General features: G+C 75.5%; 9 protein-coding genes. 6 read left to right on the forward strand and 3 right to left on the reverse strand.

Features of this window, described 5'->3' with window-relative positions:
• Positions 1–67: 67 nt before the first annotated feature.
• Positions 68–2,296, forward strand: a complete 2,229-nt coding sequence (locus WMF11_RS48615; protein ID WP_437975612.1) for a biotin carboxylase N-terminal domain-containing protein — start codon at positions 68–70, stop codon at positions 2,294–2,296.
• A 72-nt stretch (positions 2,297–2,368) separates the two neighbouring features.
• On the opposite strand, the gene WMF11_RS48620 is transcribed toward WMF11_RS48615, so the two are convergent.
• From WMF11_RS48620 to WMF11_RS48630, 3 genes are all read right to left on the reverse strand, one after another.
• Complete coding sequence (locus WMF11_RS48620) at positions 2,369–3,598, reverse strand: ADYC domain-containing protein (RefSeq protein WP_437975613.1); 1,230 nt, start codon at positions 3,596–3,598, stop codon at positions 2,369–2,371.
• A 198-nt stretch (positions 3,599–3,796) separates the two neighbouring features.
• On the reverse strand, positions 3,797–7,825 hold the full coding sequence (locus tag WMF11_RS48625; protein WP_437975614.1) for an nSTAND1 domain-containing NTPase: 4,029 nt from the start codon (positions 7,823–7,825) through the stop codon (positions 3,797–3,799).
• Between the two features lie 180 nt (positions 7,826–8,005).
• Positions 8,006–9,808, reverse strand: a complete 1,803-nt coding sequence (locus WMF11_RS48630; protein ID WP_437975615.1) for a sigma 54-interacting transcriptional regulator — start codon at positions 9,806–9,808, stop codon at positions 8,006–8,008.
• A gap of 347 nt (positions 9,809–10,155) precedes the next feature.
• On the opposite strand from WMF11_RS48630, the gene WMF11_RS48635 reads away from it, so the two are divergent.
• The 5 genes from WMF11_RS48635 to WMF11_RS48655 all read left to right on the forward strand — a co-directional run bounded on the left by WMF11_RS48635 (position 10,156) and on the right by WMF11_RS48655 (position 18,298).
• Entirely contained in the window at positions 10,156–11,280 is a 1,125-nt protein-coding gene (locus WMF11_RS48635) for a hypothetical protein (protein ID WP_437975616.1), read from the forward strand.
• An 86-nt stretch (positions 11,281–11,366) separates the two neighbouring features.
• A complete protein-coding gene (locus WMF11_RS48640; RefSeq protein WP_437975617.1) occupies positions 11,367–12,791 on the forward strand; it encodes an SIR2 family protein in 1,425 nt (474 codons plus the stop codon).
• Positions 12,792–13,110: 319 nt separating this feature from the next.
• A complete protein-coding gene (locus WMF11_RS48645; RefSeq protein ID WP_437547608.1) occupies positions 13,111–13,542 on the forward strand; it encodes a hypothetical protein in 432 nt (143 codons plus the stop codon).
• 116 nt (positions 13,543–13,658) lie between these two features.
• Positions 13,659–16,709 carry a hypothetical protein gene (locus tag WMF11_RS48650; RefSeq protein WP_437975618.1) on the forward strand — a complete coding sequence of 1,017 codons (3,051 nt, stop codon included), beginning with the start codon at positions 13,659–13,661 and terminating at the stop codon, positions 16,707–16,709.
• A complete protein-coding gene (locus WMF11_RS48655; RefSeq protein ID WP_437975619.1) occupies positions 16,706–18,298 on the forward strand; it encodes a hypothetical protein in 1,593 nt (530 codons plus the stop codon). Before WMF11_RS48650 ends, WMF11_RS48655 begins: the two co-directional genes overlap by 4 nt.
• Positions 18,299–18,342 lie beyond the last annotated feature (44 nt).

An 18,342-nucleotide genomic window follows, 5' to 3' on the forward strand; every position in this document is an offset into this window, starting at 1 on the left:
ACATGCTTGACACCCCTGGCGGTTCTGCGCTTGCTTGGTCGCTCGCCGCGCCGGAGAACCGCTCAGGATGACCACCGCCGTCCGCACCAGCTCTCTACCCGCCCGCAACGAAGTTCAATTGCTCCCGTCGTGGAAGCTGGTGTTGCCCCGAGGCGGCTATGTGTCCTCGATGGAGGCGTTCACCACGGCGATGGGCGTCCCTGGCTTCGTGCTGCTCGATCTGGGCACGCTGGCCGGCGGCCAGGACGCGCACCGCCTCCTCGGGCTGCGGTACCTCATCGCCAACGGCGAGGTGTGGAGGACGCACTTCGGCTGGCAGCGCCCCCTGGAAGCGGCGCTGCGCAGGGCGCTCCTCGACGAGGAGCGGGTGCAGGAGCTCCTCGCGGCGGCGGAGGGCCTGCTCGCGCGGATCCGGGACACGCGTGCGGCGATCACGGCCGCGGACCGCGACGGGTTCGCTCGCTACCTGGAGGGCGGGCTGCTCCGGGCGCTGAAGCGGCGTGAATTCGACGACGAGCGGCTCCTCAAGTTCCTGATCCTGGAGCAGGACGAGCCCTCGCTCCGCGACCAGGCGGCGGAGCTCCTGCGCTCGCGGGCCGGCGACCTCCTGCGGGAGGACGCGCAGGTGCTGGATCTCCTGTACGCCGCCGTGCATCGCCTGGACAGCTACCCCGCCACGACGGTGAGCGCGGGCCAGCTCAAGTACATCCTCGTCGCGGACAAGGGGGAGATGGGCGTGCGGGCGACGCGGGAGGCGATCGCGCTCGGCAAGATCCCCGTGGTCCTCTACAGCCTGCAGGACGACGCGAACGCGCTGCAGCTGCGGATCGCGCGGGAGGGCGGCGGGTTCGGGGTGGGGCTCGAGGGGAGCTTCCGCGAGAGCTACGCGAACTTCACCCAGATCGCGGACAAGGTGAGGGCCGAGTTCGAGCGGCGCTTCGGCGACGGCTGGCAGGACGAGCTGTCGCGCGCGGGGCTCTATCCCGGGTACGGCCCGCTGGCGGAGAACGCCGCGGCCATCCGGCACTTCCGCCAGAAGAACATCGTCTTCGTCGGCCCGATGCAGGACGTGGTGGAGAGCGCCGGCGACAAGCGCAAATTCCGCCTGATGGCCCAGGATTTCGACCCGACCGCGGTGACGCCGGGCATCGTCATCGACAGCGACGATCCGGGCGAGATCCAGCGGATCGTGCTCGAGGCCCACGCGGCTGGACGCTTCACGTTCCCGGGGCGGCTGAAGGCCGCCAACGGCGGCGGCGGCCGCGGGCAGGCCGTCATCCCGACGGTGGAGCAGGTGCCTCAGGCCATCCAGAAGGTCCTCGGCGAGATCAAGGCGTACAACTGGCAGCCGGGCGTGATGTTCGAGCAGAACATCCCGGAGACGATCCACCTGGAGGTGCAGGTGCTGCGGGATCGCTACGGCAACGCGCGGCACTTCGGCATGCGCGACTGCAGCGAGCAGCGCGCGAGCCAGAAGATCCAGGAAGAGGCGCCGCCGGCCCTGCTCCGGCGGTACCCGGGCCTGGAAGAGCGCATCTGCGGGCTCGCCGTGCAGATCGCGGACCGCGTGGGCTACGTGGGCGCGGGCACCGTCGAGCTGATGTTCAAGGAAGGGAAGTTCTACTTCCTGGAGATGAACACGCGGATCCAGGTGGAGCACCCCGTCAGCGAGGAGAGCTACGCCATCAAGCGGAAGCGCAGCCGCGTCCCCGTGAACCTCGTCGCGTGGCAGATGCGCATCGCGGACGGGCAACCGATCGATTTCGAGCAGGAACACGTGGTGCAGACCCACTGTAGCCGCGAGTTCCGCATCAACGCGGAGAGCTGGAATCCCGATCTCAGGGACTCGCGGGACGGCGGCAAAGGGCTGTTCCTGCCCAACGCGGGGATCTTCGATCGCATCGCGCTCCCCGACACCGACGCGATCCGCGAGGCGCTCGAGGAGAAGGGCCTCACCGACCTGAAGGTCCGCTTCGACTGCGGCTTCGAGGCGGGGGACGTCCTCGTGAACAAGGACCCGACGTTCGGCAAGCTCATCGTCTCCGTGAGCTGCAAGGACCCGGGCAGGGCCTATGAGCTCCTGCGGCTCGCGTCCCTCGAGGTGCTGAAGAAGATGAAGATCGAGGGGCGGCAGGTGCGGCCCGACGGGACGCCCATCCAGGGCTCGCCCTTCAAGACGAACCTCCAGGATCACGTGCGCATCCTGAGGATGCCGCTGTTCAAGCGCCATTCGAGCGACGACGACACCGGTCGTCACGTCAACTGGCTCGTGGCCGCGTTCCGCCAGGAGGCGTGAGCCGGGGAGACCGCGCGCTCCGGGGATGGGCGGCGCGGGGCCGCTTGGCCGCCCGGACTGGAGGGGTGCTGCTTACAGGTCGATGGGCAGGGTGGGGGGCAGCCGCCCGTTTGTGTTGCCCTCGGTTCTGGACGTGTTGAACAGCAGCAGAGACTTGTCGATCCGGTCGCTGGCCTCTTCCGCCGAGTCGCAGGAAGGGATCTCTTTTTCACACATGGGTGACCGGTCTGGCCAGCGTGGGTGATGCATGCACAGCGCCCCTTCCGCGGTCCACGCCGCCTCGAACTCGAAGCCCGGAGCCTGCGGCGGATCCGCTTCTTCTGCGCCCGCCACAGTCGCATTGTCCCAGAACCCGATCGTCGTGTCGTCGCGCGTCCACGTGCCCCCGGTGCCGCAGTAATCGGCGCGCGCCATCCGGGTGCACGCCTCGTGGACGAGCGTCGCCGAGACATCGACCGCTCGGATGCCCGCGTGCCCGTAGCCCCAATCGTCGCATTTGGCCGCGGCGGACGTCACGCAGGCGAACGTGAAGGCGTCGAGGTCGTCTTCGAGGTTCCCGTGCTCGTTCCAGACGCCGGGGAGCGGGATCGCCAGATGGCCACCGGTCCGGTTCGCCGGGTCGCGACACGCCGGGAACGAGGCGCCGCTCCGTGGATCGATGAGCATCACGCGGTATTTGTCAGGCCGATGGGCGCGCTCGAACTGGCTCGCGCCGGGGAGCACCTCCGTGATGACGGCGGTCACAGGGAGAGTCCCCGCGCCGCCGGCGCAGCGGACGCTCGCCTCGAAACGCGCTCCGTTCCACTCCACAGCGCCGCTGCTGCTGACGAGCCTGCCCTGACGGACCTGGACATCGGGGATGTGCGTCCCAGCCGCGTCGGCTGCGCTGCTCAGGGAAAAGCTCCTGGGCACCTCGATGGCCTCGCAATCGCCGCCGTCCATGATGCCGTGGAGCGTCCTCCCTTGCTGTCCCCAGCGAGCTCTCAGCTCGTCGACGGACAGGATCTCATTGAACTCCATGCACGACACGCACGCCTTGAGCGTCGGCAGCGCGCTCGTCGCATCCAGCGCCACGCTGATCTCGCCGCGCTGCGCCTCGCTCGCCATCGGTCCGACCTCCTCGGCGAGGGAGAGCTCATCGGCCGGCTCCTCGCCTGCGCACGCCGCGCCCAGCAGGACGGCCGCGCCCCGCAGCGCGACGACGGCGGCGCGCCCCGCCCGCCGCAACTGCGGCGCGCCGCCCGCTGCGCCGCACACGCCGGCCCGCCGCGTCTCCACCCTGGATCCCGTGAAAAGCGACATCTTGAAGCCTGCCTCTCGTTTGCTCACGCAGCGCTCGCGCCTCGCCTCACGCCCGGGCCCGCGCCGCGCACCGTGTCTGGCAACCGGCGTGCCGCCCCGACCGCCTCGCCGGCGGCGTCGCTCGCGGCAGGTCGAGCAAACCTTGCTCTCCGGGCACGCGCTCCAGCACGCAAGTACTGCCGAGCAAGCAAGGGTGGCTCAGCGCCCGGGACCAGAGCCCGCCGGAGCCCGAGGCGTCGCGCAGAGCCGCAGGCCGATGAGCGGGTTGCGGAGCGTCGGCTCGGCCACCTCGCGGTTGCTGCTCGCGCTCGACGCCGCGTCCTGATACCAGCTGCCGCCGCGGAGCACAGGCTCGCCGTCGCGCCCGGCAGATACCGTCCACTCCCACACGTTGCCCGCGAGATCCTGGACGCCAAAGGGGCTGTCGGAGGCCGGGTGCGCGCCCACCTCGTCGGGCCCGAAGCCGAGCGGCTCGCGCCCGTAGGTCACGTCGTGGTTGGCGTCGTCGGGCTCCAGCCGGTCTCCGCCGGGATACACCCGGTCGTCGGCGCCGCGGGCGGCGCGCTCCCATTCCAGCTCCGTGCACAGCCGCGCGCCGGGCACACGGCCGGTGCCGGCCAGCCAGGCCACATAGGCCAGCGCGTCCTCGAAGGAGACCGCGGCGACGGGGAAGAGGCGCCAGTCCTGGACGGCGCGCCGCGCGCGCCCGGGGTAGCGGAGCAGCTCGCCCTCGCGCGCGCGGTACTCCTGCGCCGTGGGCCGCATCGAGAGCTCGAAGCCGCCGCCCTCCGCCTGGCGCAGCTCCAGCGCGTGCCAGTCCTTCTGGGCCGCGGGCGTGCGCCGCGCGCGCTCCTCCGGCGGCAGCGCGCGCAGGTACGCCATCCAGTCGGCCAGCGTGACCTCGCGCCGCGCGATGAGGTAAGCGCCCGTCTCGGCCGCGTGGAGCGGCTGGCAGTTGAGCATGCGCCGCAGCTCTCCCTCCTCCATCCCGAAGAGGAAGCGACCGGGAGGCACGTAGACGAAGCCCTCGGGGACGGCGCCCTCGTCCGGAAGCGCGACGTCGATGCGCTCGACCTGGGCCCGATCGAGCACGAGGGGCAGCGTGACCGGCGCGCGCCCCTGCGCCGTGAAGGAGAGCACGAACGATCCGCGCTCGATCTCGAGATCCTCGAGGGGCGTCGTGCCGAGCGCGCGCGGCGCCGACAGGACGCGGCGGCCGCCCGCCACCTCGAACCGCCGGAGCGTCACCTCGGCGCCGGCCGGCGCGGTGCCCACGGCGAGCCGCGCCGGCGCGCCCCAGCGGCGCCGGCGCTCGCCCCCGTCGTCGTAGGCGGCGAGCCGGCTGATGAGCTCGTCGCGCTGCTCGAAGCGCCGCTCGCGCTCCGAGAGCGCGGCGCGCTCGACCAGGGCGTCGCCGAGGAGCGCGCGCGCGTCGGCCCGGTCCGCGTCGCCGAGGCGGAGCGCGACCTCGAGCTCCTGCGACGCGCGCGCGTAGGCGCGATCGGCCTCCGCGGCGGCGGCGCGCGCGTTCTGCCACGTCGACTCGCCCCCGGCGGTGTCCTCCGCGGCGAACCGGGCGAGCGCGTCCTGTCCGAGGGCGCTCGACCGCTCCGATCCGGCCCGCGCCTCGGCCAGCGCGCGCGACGCCTGGCCCACGTGCGCGTCGACCCGCCGGTCGAGCGCCCGCGCGGCGCTCAGGCGCGCGGCGACCACGGCGGCGCCGACGAGCAGAGGAACGCCGAGCGCCGCGGCCCAGCGCGCCGCCGTGCGCCGGCGCGCCGCGCGGCGAGAGGCCGACAGGAAGGCCCGCTCCCGCGGCGCGAGCGCCTCGTCCGCGACGCCGCGCAGCTCGCGGAGCTGCCGGTCTCCCCAGAGCGCGTCGGCGGGGCGGCCGAGCCGCTCCCACTCGGCGGCCGCGCGCTCGATCCGGTGGACCACGGCGCGGCGCTCCGCGTCGCCGCTGAGCCAGCCGTGCAGCGTGTCCCAGCCGCGGATCAGCGCCTCGTGCGCGATCTCGTAGGCGCTCTGCGCCCCGGCCTCCGCCTCGCGGGCGACGAGCAGCCGCCCTCGCACGAGCGCGTCGAGCGCCGCCCGCGCGGCCGTCCTCGATCCGGGCCCGCGCGCCGCCGTGGCGAGCTCGGGCCCGAGCAGTTCGGCGTCGGTCCGGTGCGCGCGCGTGCCCTCCGGGCTCACGAGCGCGAGCAGGATCCTCCGCGCGGCCGCGCGCTGCTCGGGGGAGAGCGCGCGGAGGACGCCGTCGGCGTGGCGCGCGAGCGCGCCCGTGACGCCGCCGAGCGCCGCGAGCGCCGCCGCGGGGATCTCGCGGCGCGCCTCGTCGCGGGCGTCCCAGAGCTCGGCGAGGGTGAACTGGAGGAGCGCGAGGCCGCCGTCCGCGCGCGCGGCCTCTGCGACCAGCGCCTCCACCGCGCCTGCGGCGAAGCGGAACCCCTTCGCCGCCGCAGGGCCGACGATCGCGTCCCGCAGCCGCTCGGGGGAGAGCGGGCGCAGGAGGTAGAGCGCCGGCGACAGCTCGTCGCCGAGGCCCGGCAGCGCGCCGAGGCGTCCGAGGAAATCGCTGCGCGCCGTCGCGAGCACGCGCACGCCGCCGCCCCAGCGCACCAGCCCGGCGAGGATCTCGGCTGCGAGGGCCGCCTCGGCGGCGCTCGCGAGCGCGCAGAGCTCCTCGAGCTGGTCGAGGAAGAGCAGCACCGGGGTCCCGCGCCGGCGGAGCTCCCGGCCCAGGGCCGCCGGCTCCGCGCGGAGCCGCTCGGTGAGCTCGCGCTCGCCTTCGCCCGCGAGCGGGCCGAGCGCCGCCGCGAGCGCCTCGACAGGGCGCGGGCCGAGCCGCGCCGAGGCGATCGCCCACGCGCCGCCCTCGCCGAGCGCGCCCTCCGCGACGGCGGGGAGCACGCCGGCGCGGCAGAGCGATGACTTGCCCGCGCCGGAGTCGCCCGTGACCAGGACGAACGGCTGCGCCCGCAGCCGGTCGAGGATCGACCGGACCTCCGCGTCGCGGCCGAAGAAGAGCCCGCGGTGCTCCGCCTCGAAGGCGAGCAGCCCGCGGTAGGGGTTGCCCTCCGGCGCGGCCGCCTCGGCGCGGCGGGCGACGAGCTGCTCGAGCGCCTCCCGGAGATCGTCGCCGGAGCCGAAGCGCCGCGCGGGATCGCGCTCGAGGCAGCGATCGATGACGGCGGCGAACCGCGGATCGAGATCCGGCGCGAGCCGCGCGATCGGCCGCGGCGCGACCTCCTGCACGAGGCGAGGCAGGTCGGCCAGCGCGGCGCCGTGGTGGGGCGTCCTGCCGGCGCAGAGCTCGTAGAGCAGCACGCCGAGGGCGTAGACGTCCGCGCGCGGGCTCGGGGGCTCGTCGCGCCACACCTCGGGCGCCATGTACAGCGGCGTGCCGACGACATCCTCGCCGTCGCAGCGAGCGACCCCGGCGCGCGGGGCGCCCGGCGCGCGAGGGACCGTCGTCTCCGCGGCCTGGGGGCGCGCGGCCCCGGGCTCATCGGACACGGTCGCGCCGCCGTCGTCGGCGCGGGGGCCCTCCGCCGGCAGCGACGTGGTGGCATCCACGGCCCCGAGGCGCGCGTGTCCCGGCTCGTGCGATCTCGACGTCTCCAGAAGATCGCCGGTCGTCGCTCCCGTGTCCCCGCCGCTCCCGGCGGCGGCGCCGCTGTCCACGGCCGCGGCGCGCGCCTCGAGGAGCGCCGCCGCTTCGCCCGCCACGGGCAGGAGCTTCGCCAGGCCGAAATCGAGCAGCTTCACCTCACCCTCGTCCGAGATGATCGCGTTCGCCGGCTTGATGTCGCGATGGAGCACCCCGCTCCGGTGCGCGGCGGCGAGGCCCCGCGCGAGCGCGACGCCGATGGCGAGCGCCTCCTGCCAGCGGACGGGCTTGTCGAGCCGGTCCAGGCTCCGGCCGCGCACGTACTCGGAGACGAGGAACGGCCGCCGTCGCACCTCGCCCACGCGGTGCACGGCCACCACGTTCGGGTGCGAGAGCCGCGCGATCGCCCGGGCCTCGGCGAAGAAGCGCTCGCGGGTCGCGTCGGACGGGGACTCGGTCGCGATGAACTTGATGGCGACGCGCCGCGCCAGCAGTCGATCCTCGGCGAGGTAGACGCGACCCATCGCGCCGCGCCCGAGGAGGCCCACGATCCGGTACTCCTCGAACTCCTCGGGGGGGCTCCATGCCGCGCCCTGCGCGGGCTCCTTCGCGATCACGGCTGCGTCGCCGCTGCCGGCGGCGAGGTCACGTCGTGCCTGAGCGCTGCCGCGAAGGTGCGGGCCCGCATGCCGCTGAGATAGACCGGGCGGGTTTCTCGGGCAAGCGCGGGGCGCGCGAGCGGCATCGCGGCGCGGCCGCGAGGGGCGGGCGCTCTCCCCGCCACCGCGGCGCTGCGATCACGATCTCGGCTTCGCCCCTCGCTGCGAGAGGCCGTATTGCTTGAGCTTGAACACGAAGGTGCGGACCGGCATGCCGATGAGCTCGGCCGCGCGGGTCTGCACGCCGCCCGTGGCCTCGAGCGCCTCCTCCATGCGCCGGCGCTCGAGCTGCCGCAGCTCCTCGGCGATGGGCGTGAAGCGCCGGAGCTCGGCCGGAGCCGCGCTGCCCGGCGGCGCCGTCGCCGTCCCGGGCGCGGGCTGCTCCTCGGCGGCTCGCCCGGCCGTGCGCGGAGGGAGATCCCGGACCTCGACCCGTTCGCCCTGCATCGTCGCGGCCGCGAACTCCATGGCGTTCTTCAGCTCCCGGACGTTGCCAGGCCACGCGTGGGCGGTGATCAGGCGGAGCGCCGCGTCGGAGAGCTCGGCCGGCGGCGCGCCGAGCCGCTCGCGCGCCTCCGTCAGGAACGCGCGCGCAAGGATGGGGATCTCGCGGGGCCGCTGCCGGAGCGGCGGCAGGTCGACCGTGGCGGCGCCCAGGCGGAAGAGCAGGTCCTGCCGGAAGCGCCCCGCCTTGCACTCGGCCTCGAGGTCGCGGTTGGTCGCGGCGACGACGCGGATGTCGACCTCGCGCTCCCGCACGTCGCCGAGGCGCGTGATGCGCTTCGCCTCCAGCGCCCGCAGGAGCTTCGCCTGGGCGCCGAGGGGCAGCTCGCCGACCTCGTCGAGGAAGACGGTGCCGCCGCTGGCGCGCTCGAGGAGCCCCGGCTTCGCGGCGGAAGCGCCGGAGAAGGCCCCCTTCTCGTGGCCGAACAGCTCGCTCTCGACGAGGGCCTCGGGCAAGGTGGCGCAGTTGAGCGGGACGAACGGCCCGCCGTCCCGCCGCGACCAGCGGTGGACGGCGGCGGCGGCGTTCTCCTTGCCCGCGCCCGTCTCGCCGAGCACGAGGACAGGCAGGTCGCTCTGGGCGAGCCGCCGGATGAGATCGTAGAGCCGGATCATCGCGGGATCCGCGAGCAGCAGCGTCTGCTCCCCGAGCCGGTGCTGCACCGTGGCGGCGGCCGCGGAGGCGAGGCCGCCCGGGGCCGCCGCCTCGGCGGCCGCCCGGGCGATGGAGAGCAGCGTGTCGGCGTCGCAGCCGTCCGCAGGGAGGCAGGCGACGCCCGCGCGCAGCGCCGGCGCGACCGGGGCGAGCGCCGCCACGAGGTCGGCCGCGGCGGCGAGCGCGGCGTCGCCGGTGAGCTCCGGAAAGACCGCGGCGAGCTGCGCGGCGCCGCCCAGGCCGACGGTGTCCATGAGGCGCACGGAGGCGATGGCCCGCTGGCCCGCCTCGGGCCGCGCGCCATCGCCGAGCAGGACGGCGACCACGGCGAGCGGAGAGCCATAATCGGCGGCGCGCTCGATCTCCTCCTCGAGCCGCTGGCGCAGCTGTGCGGCGTCCGCCACCCGCCGGCTCACCCGCGCCTCGCAGCGCAGGATCAGCGCGAGCTCGCCGAGCGTGATCACGTCCCCGGAGCGGAGCGCCCGCGCCCCCTCGATCCGCTCGCCGTTCACGCGCACGCCGTTGTGGCTCTCGAGATCGGCGATCCGCACCTCCCCGTCGGCCACCATGAGCCGCGCGTGCCGCCGGGAGATCGCGCTGCTATCGATGCGGAGATCGGCCTCCGCGGCGCGCCCGATGAGCACCGCGCCGCTCGCTGGCAACGAGAAGCGCGACGAGGATCCGCCCTGGATCACGAGCAGGTGTGGGCGCGCTCCGGCCGGCGTCGCGGACGTGGCCGCGAGGGACTTCGTCTCCTCGGTCGGATCGGCGGGCGGACGCATCGATGCGTCAGTATCATTCCACGCGACACGCCGCACAACGGAGGCGCGCTGGGAGGCAGAGCGCGAGGAGATGGAGGCCAGTCTGATCCGGAAGGGCTGAAGCACCGGACCCGGCGGACCATCACGCCGGCGGGGGGGAATCCCTGGGCTCGGCGCAGGACACGGCGTGACGAAAGCGCTGGCAGCGAAATATTACGGGCACGCGCGGCCGCTCTCGTTCGACGGGCGTGTCGCGGTGGAGTCGTTCGGCCAGCGCAGCCTCGGCGATGTGGTCGCGGACCACAAGAAAGAGGCAATTCAGAGGACAACAGGGTATGTGGCCAAGTACACCGATGGCCCGTGCCAGGATGCCCAGCGGATCATCTCCGGCGCGGAAGCCGCCGCAGAGGACGGGCCTCTGCCGCCTGCCCCCGGCGCGCGCCCCGCGCTGGGATCTTCCCGCGCTCGCCGCCGCGGCGGTCGTCGTCCAGCTGAGCTTCGCCCCCCCGGCCGCGGCCGCCGAGCCGCGCGCCGTCGTGGCGATCACGAGCCGCGCATCTGCGCCGGCCGCGCCGCGGCTGCCCGACGCGGCGGCGCCCATCGAGGTGCGCGTCGCCCTGTCGCGCGGCGCGGCGGAGGAGGTCTCCAGCGTCCGCGTGCGGCGCCTGCTCGAGATCGAGCTCCCGGACGGCGCGGCGCTGGCCGCCGAGCCCGTCGGCCCGCTCGGCGATCGCGTCGCGACCGTGTGGGTCGACCGGCCCACCGCCGCGCGCCTCGAGATCCAGGTGCGCCTCGACGGCCGCGCCGTCGTACGGCGGCAGATCGCCGTCTCCGGCCTCACCTCGGACGTGGCCGCGCGGCTCGTCGCGATCGCCGCCTCCGAGATGATCGTCGCCGAGATGCGCCGCGCGCGCGCCCCCCGGCGGCCGCCGTCGCCGCGGCGCCCCACCCAGGACGAGGTCGAGCTCGCCTCGCGCGATCTCGACACCCTGTCCGTCTCGGCCGGGCCCTACGCGGCGGTCGTCTCGGGCGGGCCGCGGGTGCTCGGCGGGGCCGGCCTCGCGCTCGGCCTGCGGCGCCTGCGGCTCACGGAGTCGCTGTTCGCCCGCCTGCTGGCCGCGCCGTCCGGCGGCGAGCCGCTGCGCTGGATCGAGGCGGGCTTCTCGGGGGACTACCGCTTCTGGCTTACCGCCTCGTGGCGCCTCTCGATCGGCGCCACCGCCTCCGTGGCATCGCTCAGGCTGCCCGCCGCCGTCTCCGTCGATGGCATCGCGGGCGAACGCGATACGTGGTCCGCCCGCGCTGGCCTCGGGCTCGGCGTGGAGACGCGGCTGGGCGGCCCGGTGTGGCTCGGGCTCACGCTGGACCCGGGGATCGTGCTCCGGCCTGCGCCCTACGAGGACGCCCGCGGGGAGGCGGGCGCCGTCGAGGGGGCCTGGCTGGGGGTCGGCCTCTCGCTCGCTACCGAGCGGCGCTCCGCGCCGCCGCGGTGAGGGCGCGGCGCGGTGAGGGTGGGGCGCGGTGAGAGCGCGGCGGGGGCGCCGCCCGCTGGCGCAGATCCGCGGTATCGTGATCGCTGATGGATGAAGAGATCCTCGAGCAGCTGCGTGAGCGCTACACGTCAGGGAATCTGATCGTCTTCGCAGGCGCCGGCGTCTCGGCGGCCGCGGGCATGCCCACCTGGAAGCAGCTCGCCGAGAAGCTGCGCGACCGCGCGCGGCGGCGGAGCGCGGACCCGGCGGTCATCGACGAGATCCAGCAGTACATCTCCTCGAACCAGCTCATCAACGCGCTCTCCGCCGCGAGGCTCGCGCTCGGGCCGCAGGACTTCAACTGGACCGTCGACAAGGAGCTCGACGACACGGGCCGCGACGTGCCGGAGCTGGCGCGGGCGATCGCCGCGCTCAAGCCGAAGCTCAAGGCCGTGCTCACCACGAACATCGATCGCTTCCTGGAGCGCGCGTTCCAGGGCGAGTGGCGCATGGTCGATCGGCCGGCGGGCGACATCGCCATGGACAGGTGCTTCATCCTGAAGCTGCACGGCACGCTGCGGGCGTGGGACACCTGGGTGTTCTCGCGCGACCAGTACGACCGGGCGATCTTCGGCTCGCCCCTGCTTCAGGACGCGTTCGGCGCCCTCTACCGCACGCACTCCATCCTGTTCGTGGGCTTCGGCCTCGCCGACGACAACATCGACCAGACGCTCGCCCGCGTGCGCGCGCTCTCCGGCGGGCAGCCGCCGATGCACTTCGCGCTGCTCCCGAAGGGGGTGCCGCCGTTCCGCCGCCGGCTGCTCGAGGAGTCGGGCGTCCGGCTCATCGTCTACGAGAACCAGGCGGGCGATCACGCGGAGGTCGCCCAGGTCCTCCTCGGCCTGGAGCCCGGCGCGGCGCCTCCGCCGCCGCCGCATGCCGCTGCGCCGCCGCAAGCGGCCGCGCCGCCGCGCGCCGGTGCGCGGGCCCAGCAGCAGTCGTCGCCCACGTTGCCGTCGTCGCTCGTGAAGGCGCTCGCGGCGTCGCAGACGTCGACCCCGAGCGCAGCGGCGGCGCCGCGGCCGGTGCGCGTCTTCTTCTCCTACGCCTCGCGCGACGAGGAGCTCCTCGCGCGCCTCGAGGCGCACATGACCCCGCTCAGGCGGGAGGGGCTGATCGCGCCGTGGCACAGCGGGAAGATCGGCCCGGGCGAGGACACGGAGCGCGCGATCGGCGAGCAGCTCGAGGCGGCCGACCTCGTCCTCCTCCTGGTGAGCGCGAGCTACCTCGCGTCCGAGCAGGGCGACGCGCAGGTGACGCGCGCGATGGAGCGGCGCGCCGCGGGGCAGGCCGTTGTCGTGCCGATCCTGCTCCGCCCCTGCGACTGGGAGACGACGCGCTTCGCCGAGCTCCAGGCGGTGCCGCGGGACAAGAAGCCCGTGACCAAGTGGCCCGATGAGGACGAGGCGCTCCTCCAGGTGGTGCGGGAGATCCGCGCGGTCGTGACGAAGCTGCGCCCGTCGCTGAGGTGAATCTGCGCGCCCTCGCCCGAGCGGCGGCCCTGCCGCGCCCGGGCGGCGGCTCTGTGCTGCACGAGCGGCGGCCCGGCCGGCGCCGGGCGTATTCCGTACTCTTCCGCCTCATCGGCTCATGAAGGATCGCCGCTCCGCGTGATCGGCGCCGGGCAGCCCGGCGTGCCCGGAGAGCTCTCTGCATTTTCTCGGGCTCTTCCGGGCCTCTGGCCTTGTCGCGCTGCGCGCGCCGCAGCGGGCGCGGATGCACATCGGGACGCGCATGCGGCTTGCTATGCCCGCTGGGCGCACAGCGCCAACGAGCGGAGAGGTGGCCATCGTGAGCCCATTGCACAGAGAACGGATGGTGACGGCCCGCGAGAGCAGCCAGCCCGAGGCGCGGTTCGCCGACGAAGAGATCCCACCCGAGTCGGGCCGCCAGCCGGCCGTCTACACGGCGCGCGGCGGGCCGACCGGAGAGCCCTGGCCGGAGCGCGCGCCCGTGCTCACGCCGGAAGAGGCGCGCGAGCTGTCCGAGCGCTGGAGCGCGATCCAGGCGGGCTTCATCGAAGCGCCGCGCCTGTCGGTCGAGCAGGCCGACGCGCTCGTGAACGAGGTGATCCAGCGGGTCACGCAGAGCTTCCGGGAGGAGCGCGCCACGCTGCAGCGCCTCATCGACGGCGAGCCCGGGCGAGCGGAGGCGTCGACGGAGGAGCTCCGGCTCGCCCTGCGCAGGTACAGATCGCTGCTCGGGCGCCTGCTCGCGTTCTAGCTCCACCCGCCAGGGGTCCGGCCAGGCTGGCCCGCGCGCGGGTACGACCGGGGCGAGCGCTCCGCTTGCGCGGCGCCCTGTAGCGGGGGCTCTTCGCTTCTGGCATGGTCGCCGCCATGCTCGTCCGCAGCGCTCTCTCCTGGGTTCCACGCGGTCCGCGGCGCGACGCACGCCGCCTGACCGGCCCCGCGCTCGGGCGCCGCGCGCCGGCGCTGCTCGGCGCCGCGCTCGCGCTCTCGCTCGGGTGCTCCGGCGCAGCGCCGGCCCCCGTCGCGCGCCCGGCGCGGGTCGTGAAGACGCCGCCCGCGCAGCCGAAGGCGCCGGAAGGGCCGCCGCTCCTGCCGGCCCGCGTGATCGCGGAGCTCGACGACGAGGACGCGACGCCCTACTTCGCCCGGCGCGGCGACGAGGCGCTGCTGCTCCACGCCGCGGGAGGGCGCTTCCGGACACGCCTCCTCGGCGCGGACGGCGCGCCGCGGGGGGACGCCGTGGACGCGGGGCCGGTCGCCGCCGACGTGCCGGTCGCCGCGCTGCGCGCCACGCCGCAGGGCTACATCGCCGCCTGGATCGAGCAGATCGAGGGGAGCCGCGCGGTGCGCGTGCTCGCGCTCGACCCCGCCGGCAAGCCGAGCGCCCCGGCGAGCCTCGTCGCGCAGACGGCCGAGGAGATCTCGTGGCTCGACGTGCTCCCGAACGCGCAGGGCGCGCTCGTGCTGTGGGAGATGCCGCGCGAGGCCCAGGGCGACGCGGCCCGCGCCGGCGTCGCCCACCCCGGCGTCGACCGCGTCGACGTGGTCATGACGGTCGTGGCGCAGGGCAAGGGCGCCGCGATCAAGCCGACGGCGCCCGCGTCGGTCGCGCGCGAGGTGCTCGGGTGGAACGCGGTCGCCACCGAGCGGGGCGCGGCGGTCGCCCTGGTGCTCCCGCCGGCCGCGCCGCGCGGCCGAGGCGAGGGCAAGCCCGCGCGCAAGGCGGAGGCGGAGGACGCCGCAGAGGACGGGAAGCTCGGATCCGTCGCGCTGCTGGAGATCGACGCGGCCGGGAAGGTGTCGGCGCCGGTGGTCGTCAGCCCCGAGCCGACGGCGCAGATCGATCTCGAGATCGCCTCCCTCGGTGGGCGTTACCTGCTCACCTGGACCGACGAGCGGGACATCGACGGCGCCGTCTACCTCGCGGCGGTCGAGCCGGGCGGCAAGGTGGTGGTGGCGCCGCGGCAGGCGACGCCGCCGTCCGGCGAGCAGGCGCTCGTGTCGCTGGTCGCGCCCTCCCAGGGCGGAGGCGGACGGGCGCTGCTCGCGTGGGAGGACCTGCTGCGCGCCCGCGGCGGTGAGGTCGGCGGCGCGGGGGCGCGCGGGCCGGGGCGCCTCATCCACCTCGCGTCGGTCGGCCCGGACGGGGCGCTCGGCGCGGAGCGGGCGGGGCTCGTCTTCAGCGCGAGCGGGCCGCCCGACATCGCGGCCGACGGCGACGGCTTCGCCGCGGTGACGCTCGCGCCCGCCACGCTCAAGATGGCGCGCGACGGGGCGGCCGCGCCGCCGGTCTGGCCGACGTTCGTGCGGTTCGGCCCGGATCTCTCGGTTCGGGCGGCGGAGCCGGTGCGCGCCGCGCCGTTCGCGGCGACGGACGGCGTGCCGTACCTCGTGCGCGGGCTGACGTGCCACGCGGGCGCGTGCGCGACGCTGGCGAGCGCCGCGCCCGGCCCGCAGCCTGGCGGCGCGGCGGGCGCGGCGGGCGCGCGGGCGCCGCTCGCGCTGGTGTCGCTCCCGGTGCGCGAGAGCGCGTGGCGCGCGCCCGCGTTCCGGGAGGACAAGGACCCGCCGCCGCGCGCGACCGCGGTGCGCGCGCTCGCCGAGGGCGACTCCGTCGCCGAGGTCGCGGCGGTCGAGCTCGACGGCGGCGCGGCGCTCTCGGCGTGGGTCACGTACTTCGTCGAGGGCGCGTCGGACGCCGCGCCCCGCGGGCAGGAGGTCTCCGCGACGCTCGCGGTGCGCGCCGTGTCCCCGGGCGGCCTCGGCAAGCTGAGCGTCCTCTCGCAGAAGGCGTCGTCGCTCGGCGGCGTCGCGATCGCGGCGGCGCCGCCGCTCCCGGCCGACGCGAAGGGCAAGGGCGCGGCGCAGGGCGAGAGCGTGATCGCGTGGGTCGCGCGCGAGCGGGGCGAGACGCAGGTGTACCTGACCAAGGTCGACGCGACGGGCGCGAAGGTCGCGCAGAAGAAGCTCACCACGGCGCCGCGGAAGAAGCAGGGCGGCGCCGCGAGCGAGGCGTCCGACGTGGCGATCGCCTACGACGGCGCGGGGGGCTTCATCGTCGCGTGGATCGACACGCGCGACGGCAACGCCGAGGTGTACGCGGCGCGGGTGGACCGCGCGCTGAACCGGACGGCGCCGGACCGCCGCATCACGAACGCGCCGCTCGACGCGGCCGAGGTGCAGATCGCGGTGCGCGGCCAGGAGGTGTGGCTCGTGTGGTCGGACGCGCGCACGGCCGGCGGCGCGGCTGCGGGCGGCGCGGCTGCGGGCGGCGCGGCTGGCCAGGCCGGCGCGGCTGCGGGAGCCGGAGCGGCCGGCCAGGGCGGCGCGGTTGCGAGCGGCGGCGCGGCTGCGGGCGGCGCGGCTGGCCAGGGCGACGAGCCCGGCGGCGACATCTTCCTCGCGCGGCTCGATGCGAAGACGCTGCAGCGGATCGGCGACGAATCGCGCCTCCATGCATCCTCGGAGCACTCGCGCAGCCCGGTGCTCGCGCCGCTCGAAGGCGGGCTCTTCGTCGGCTGGATCGACGAGCCGGCCGACGAGTCCGGCGGGGGCGCGGGGGCCGGCGGGCGCGCGCGGCTCGTGCGGGTCGACGGCAACGGAGCGGTGCAGGGCCCGCCCGTCGTGGTGAGCGGCCCGGACGGCGCGGCGGTGTCGTCGCTCGCGCTCGCGTGCGACAAGATCTGCCGCGGCGTGCTCGCGTCGGCCCCGGGGGACTCGGTGGAGCTGAACGCCTTCACGCTGGCGCCCGGCGATGTGTCGGCGCCCTCCCTGAAGCCGCTGGCGTGGCTGACCGGCGGCGCGTCGCAGGACGTGTCGCCGGCGTTCGCGGGGCGGTCCGGCGCCTCGCTGTTCTTTGCGGACGACGCGGTGAGCGGCTCGGGGCGCGTCCGGTGGATGACGATCACATGGCCGTGAGCGGCGCAGATCGCGCTCGCCGGCGGCGCGCCGCGCCGCTGCGCGCGGGCGGGCTCCTCCTCGGGGCGCTGGCCTCCGCGCTCGGCTGCCCCGGGCCGCCGGAGGTGCCGGTCCCGCCGCCGCGCAAGCCGGCCGGCGCGGCGGTGTTGCCGGCCTGCAAGGACAGCGGCTGCTCTCAGGCCGGGGCGCTGCTCGCCGCCGCGCGGGCGTTCAGCGACGTGCGGCACGACTACCTCCTCGACACGTCGAGCGCGATGGTGCCGGGCCGCGGGCTGTCGAGGAGCGCGGCGGGCGCGTTCTCGCCGGTAGGCCTTGCTTGCGCCCGTCCGAAGGCGGAGCCGGCGGCGCCCGCGGCGACGGGCGCGCCCGGGGCGGCGGCAGCGCCCGCGGCGCAGACGGTGGCCGCGATCACGGCGGCGCCCGCGGCGGCGCCGGGCGCACCCGCGCCGGCGCCGGGCGAGCGCGCGATCGACTTTCGCTACGTGGGCATCGCCGTCGATTCGGTCCTCGTCGGCGCCGACGTCGATCTGCCGGCGTACTTCAGCGCCGGTGGGACGCTCGATCGGCGCCGGCTGCGGCTGGTCGCGATGGCGCTGGTCGCGGACGAGGATCCGCAGTTCTTCGAGCCGACCGAGAGCGTGGTGCCGGCGGCGACCGGCGGCTGCGCCTGCGGTCGCGCCACGCATTTCATCGGGGCCGTGAAGCGGGGCGCGATGGTGGCCTACGAGACGGACGTGACGGCCGGCGAGGCGCACGGCACGGCGCTCGGCCTGTTCAAGGCCCGGCTCGAGGCGGGGGACCGCCGGGTGACGATGACCTCGGTCGGGGAGCTGGCCATCGAGGGCGTCGAGGGCGCGCCGGTCGCGGGCGCGAAGGGAGGCGGGCAGGCGTTCGGCGCGCTGCGGATGGAGGTCAAGAAGGCGGTGCCGCTGGCGTACGCGATCTACCCGGTGGCGGACGTGTGCCGCTTCTCGCTCGCCGAGCCGGAGATCGCGCCGCTGCCCGTCGACCTCGGCGTGGTGCCGTACGGCGCCACGGGGACGGCGCAGGCGCTCATCACGAACCGGGCGCAGGTCGACGTCCGGGTGACCCACGGCGAGCGCACGGTCGAGGTGCCCGCGCACGGGAGCGCGGAGCTCGCGTTCTCGTGGACGCCGGAGGGCGCGACGGCCGGGTGCGAGCGGCAGACGCGGCGGGACACGTTCGTCGTGCAGCCGAAGGACGCGTCCGCCCCGGTGGTGCCGCGCGAGCGGGCCGTCGTGGTGCCGCTCCAGGTGACGACGGGGATGCCGACCTTCTCGAAGCACGAGCCGATCGCGACCGAGACGGGGCGGTCGCCGGACTACGGCCGGGCGAGCGCGGACTGGACGTGCCCGGCCGGCTACGTGGTCGAGCAGTGCGAGCCGCAGCTGGCGAGCTGCCTGTCATCGACGGGGAGCTGCAACGCCGAGGGCTACCGGCTGACGGCCGAGGCGACCGCGGACGGGCGGGGGTGCGCGTTCCGGTGCACGGGGCCGAGCTCCACGATATGGGGCGACCACGGGTGCTCCTACACGGCGGCGATGGTGTGCCGGCTGGGGTGCAACTAGCGCTTCGGCCGCGTGTCGCGGGGTCTCCGCCACCTCGAGGGCGA

This window comes from Sorangium sp. So ce295 (assembly GCF_051527405.1).
GTDB lineage: Bacteria > Myxococcota_A > Polyangia > Polyangiales > Polyangiaceae > Sorangium > Sorangium cellulosum_B.

Excerpts from the sequence above, each read along its gene's own strand:
- WMF11_RS48615 (WP_437975612.1), top strand. The coding sequence starts at position 68 with ATGACCACCGCCGTCCGCACCAGCTCTCTACCCGCCCGCAACGAAGTT.
- WMF11_RS48620 (WP_437975613.1), bottom strand. The coding sequence starts at position 3,598 with ATGTCGCTTTTCACGGGATCCAGGGTGGAGACGCGGCGGGCCGGCGTG.
- WMF11_RS48630 (WP_437975615.1), bottom strand. The coding sequence starts at position 9,808 with ATGCGTCCGCCCGCCGATCCGACCGAGGAGACGAAGTCCCTCGCGGCC.
- WMF11_RS48635 (WP_437975616.1), top strand. The coding sequence starts at position 10,156 with ATGCCCAGCGGATCATCTCCGGCGCGGAAGCCGCCGCAGAGGACGGGC.
- WMF11_RS48640 (WP_437975617.1), top strand. The coding sequence starts at position 11,367 with ATGGATGAAGAGATCCTCGAGCAGCTGCGTGAGCGCTACACGTCAGGG.
- WMF11_RS48650 (WP_437975618.1), top strand. The coding sequence starts at position 13,659 with ATGCTCGTCCGCAGCGCTCTCTCCTGGGTTCCACGCGGTCCGCGGCGC.